The sequence below is a fragment of the Candidatus Termitispirillum reticulitermitis genome (assembly GCF_054655775.1).
Map to the genome: position 1 here is coordinate 1 of NZ_BAAIHG010000082.1, position 4,315 is coordinate 4,315.

The window sequence follows — 4,315 nt, forward strand, 5'->3', positions numbered from 1 at the left end:
TATAAATTTTATTGAAATATCTATATTTTGGATGTGCTCAAGCAGTGCTTGTTTTTTGCTGTCGTCAAACACAAAAATGTCTAGGTATAATAGCATTTCATCATCTGTTTGTTGTCCCGCTACCTCTTGCATGGTGACACCGTATAGCGAGTCAGCTGCCGCCATTGTTTGATGTTTATGTGTAATTATTACAAACTGTGTATTTGTCGCAAGTGAGCGCACCATTTCAATGAACCGTCCTACGTTTGCATCATCTAGCGGTGCATCTACCTCATCTAAAAAGCAGAATGGCGTTGGTTTCTGTAAAAACAGCGCAAATAGGAGCGTAAGTGCAGCCAATGCCTTTTCTCCGCCCGACAGCAGGTTTTTATTGCTCACGCGCTTGCCGGGGGGCATAACCACGAGTTCTACGCCTGTGGTGAGCATGTCGTCTGGGTTGGTCAGGCGTAAATCAGCGGTGCCGCTACCAAAAAATCGCGTGAACACATCTAAAAAGTTCTGTCTAACGGCGGTGTATGTATCAGCAAAGATTTGAACAGTGCTAGAGTCTATATCCGATATTAGTTCGGTAAGGTCGCCTATAGCCCGTTCTATATCGGCTTTTTGTGCTGTCTGTGAGCCATATTGCTCACTTTTAACGCTATATTCCTCTTCAGCTGCCATATTTAGTGCGCCAAGCTCGTCTATAGCTCTATCAATATTATTTATATTGTCCTGCACTTGCTGTCTAGTCAGCTCTTTGCCTGCAAATTGTTTATATGTTTCTTCTATATCTATATTATAAACACTTTTTGCTTGTCTAGTCACTTCATTTAGATTGTTGACGGCTGTCTCACGTTTGCTACGGTAGTCAGCTGCTTTTTTGTCTATCTCGTGTAGCTCGCCTGTCAGCTTGTCAAGCCCTGAGCGCAGCTCTTCTAAATATTTATCAACCTCTATAAGCTCCACTTCTCTCTCTTTAATCTCTGCGCTTTTGCCCAGTGCACGTTTGACTAGCTCATCTTTAGCAGCCTTTGCATCGGCAAGCTGTCTCTGCCAGTCGCCCACTTGCACGTCTGCAAGCTCGTCAAGTCGTGCTTTCAGGCTATTTAGTTCCGTCTGTGCGGTCTGTCTGTCATCAGCCACCTTTGCTTTTTCTGATTGCAGTGTCTGTTTGCGCTCTTGGTATTTGGCAAGCTCTCGCATGGCACTTTCATGTTTATCTTTTAGTTCGTCTAGTTGTCCGAGCAGGCTAGATAGTTTCTCATCAGCACTTTTATATTCTCTTTCAGTCTTTGCGTGGGCTAAAGTCGCCTGTTTATGTCGTTCAGCCAGCTCTTCAGCTTCTTTAACTGCGCGGGTGCATTCGCTTGCTTTTAGAACAATCTCTTTATCTATAACGGATGCATTCCTCATCATCCGCTCTTTCTGTTCTAGCAAGTGTTTTAAGGCTTCGGCGGCACTAATGCGTTTATTGTCAAACTCTCCGCGTTGTTTTGTTAGGCTGTCAAGTTCTGCATGAGTTTGTTCCATGCTGGTAGTTAAAGCGTCTAACTGTTCTGTTAGGCTAGTTATCTGTTCGTTCAATTGGGTTGCCTTTGTGTCGGATTCATCAAGCTCTGCCCTGAGTCTCCTGACTATATTTGCTTGATTATCGCTACCGATGTTATGGTATAACGCCCCTTGTTGGTAGAGTCGTCCGCCTATTTTGTTTATAGTCAGGGTATTTTTAGCTTCACCCAGTTGTAAGTTGAATATAAATTTTATTGAAATATCTATATTTTGGATGTGCTCAAGCAGTGCTTGTTTTTTGCTGTCGTCAAACACAAAAATGTCTAGGTATAATAGCATTTCATCATCTGTTTGTTGTCCCGCTACCTCTAAATAGGGGCGACCGCCGAACTCTTCTACTAAAACCTTACCCTCTTCGGAGATGAGTTTTGATGCTATATCGCGCTTTAACAGCTCAATGCTCGCAAGGGTAGTCTGCAAGGCGACATCTATCTTTGCTCTATCCCCTTGCAATGTTTCTTTTTGGTGCTTATTTTCATCAAGTTTGTCTTTAATGGCGGTTAATCTTTCATCTATCGTCTTGACTTCATTTTCAGATTGGGTTAATGTTCCCCTCTGTTCCTCAATACGCCCATCTATAGTGCCGGACTCGCTAACAAGCTCAGCTTTTTCCTTATGCAGTCTAGTTTCTTCAGTTCTATAGCCCGACAGTTCCATCTGCTTTATATTTATCTTGTTGCTGTATTCCGTCAGCCGCTGAGATGTCTCTAAAAATGCATCGTTGCGCCGCTTAACATCTTGCTTACAGCCATCTAGTGTTTGTCTGTGTTCGTCAAGTTCCGTTTGTGCGCTTTCTGCTTGTTCTTCAAAGTCGCTTATGTAGTCAAATGCATCTTGAATTGTTTCAGATAGTTGCTCCAACCGTTCAGTCAGCTTATCTGCCCGCTCTGCGGTGCGCTCAATATCGCCTGCCAGCTGTTCTTTTTGTTCCCCAGCACTGGATATATTGGCTTGGTAGTGGCTAATGCGTCCCTCAGCTTCAAGTTCTCCTTTATGGAGTTCTTCATATTCCGCACGCAATTTTTTTAGTGTTTCGCGTAGCTCCTCGTGTTGACGTTTTTTAGCTGTTTCCTCTGATATGTGTCCTGTTTGTTTTGAGGAGGTGTTGCTCATAGCTATGTTTGATTTCTCAATAGATGCATCTAGCTGGTCGCGCTCCTTTACGAGCTGTGAGTAGATGACGCATAGAAACTGCTTTTCAAGCTCAAGTTTCTCCTGCCTCAACGTTCGGTATTGTTTAACGCGTTCTACTTGCTCTGCTATATGTTCAATATCGCCTGCCAGCACCGCCATTAAATCGTCTATTCTAGCGAGGTTTGCTCTAGTCTGTGCTAGTCTGGTTTCAGCTTCTTTGCGGCGTTCCTTATAGCGCACAACGCCTGCCGTCTCCTCTAAAAAGTAGCGTAATTCATCTGGCGATGAGTTGACGATTTTTGTGACACGTTCTTGTTCTATGATAGATATGCTGCGTGAGCCAAGCCCCGTGTCAAAGAATATATCTCTGATGTCTTTTAGTCGGCATTTGCGTCCGTTGATAAGGTATTCTCTATCGCCTATGCGGTATATCTTGCGTGTGACTGATATATCGCCGAATGTGCCCCATTTCTCTGTCACTTCGCGTGGCAGAGCTGATAGCGTGAGTGTTACTTCGGCATATCCAGCGGGGCGGCGTTTTTCAGAGCCAGCGAAGATGACATCTTCCATATCAGAGCCGCGTAGCTCTGTTGCCCGCTGTTCGCCGAATACCCAGCGTAGCGAGTCCATAATGTTGCTCTTGCCGCTACCGTTAGGACCGACTATAGCGGTGATACCCGCGGGGAACTCTATCAGCGTTTTGTCAGCAAACGATTTGAACCCATGTATGGTCAAGGACTGAAATATCATAACGTGCTAGGCAAGTCCCGCTTTTAACAAATCGTGTATATGGATGATACCCGTCACTTTGCCTGCCTCGTCCACTGTGAATATTGAGGTAATAGAGTATTTTTCCATTATGGAGAGTGCTTTAGCGGCAAGCTCAACTTCTCTTATCGTTTTAGGGTTTTTATGCATTAGTTCGGCGGTTGTCATGCGCATGACATCGCTGTTTTTTTCCATTGCTCTGCGTAGGTCGCCGTCTGTGATAATCCCCGTCAACTTGTTAGTGTTATCAACCACAGCCACACAGCCAAACCCCTTTGAGCTCATAGTATAGAGCATATCTTTCAGTGGGGCATCTTGTCGCACGAGGGGCAGTTCGTCATCGGTATGGTATAGATTATTGACGTGCAGGAGTAGTCGCTTACCCAGTGCGCCTGATGGGTGGAACATAGCGAAATCTTCCGCAGTGAAGCCGCGTTCCTCAACTAATGCTACTGCTAGGGCATCGCCGAGTGCAAGTGATACTGTGGTGCTGGTGGTGGGGGCAAGGTTCATAGGGCAGGCTTCTTCGCGGATTTCTGCGTTCAGCACGGCATCGCTATTTTGTCCAAGCGTTGAGCGAACATTGCCTGTGATAGATATGAGGGGCATATCCATACGCTTGATAGTTGGTAATATTTTCTTGATTTCATCAGTTTCGCCGCTGTTTGATAGGGCGAGGACAGCATCTCCGCGCACAAGCATGCCTAGGTCGCCGTGGGCGCTCTCGGCAGGGTGCATAAATAGTGCGGGTGTGCCGGTGCTGGCGAGTGTAGCGACAATCTTCCGCCCTATGTGACCGGATTTGCCCATACCTGTGACTACAAGGCGACCTTCGCAGTTCATAATGATGTGGACAGCTTTA

2 protein-coding genes are annotated in these 4,315 nt (G+C 45.6%); both read right to left on the minus strand.

The window, feature by feature from the left end:
• The coding region (locus tag AC1MDJ_RS06885) for an AAA family ATPase (protein ID WP_479690192.1) at nt 1-3,435 on the minus strand (3,435 nt) is incomplete at its 3' end.
• A gap of 6 nt (nt 3,436-3,441) precedes the next feature.
• The coding region (locus AC1MDJ_RS06890; RefSeq protein ID WP_479690193.1) for a KpsF/GutQ family sugar-phosphate isomerase at nt 3,442-4,315 on the minus strand (874 nt) is incomplete at its 5' end.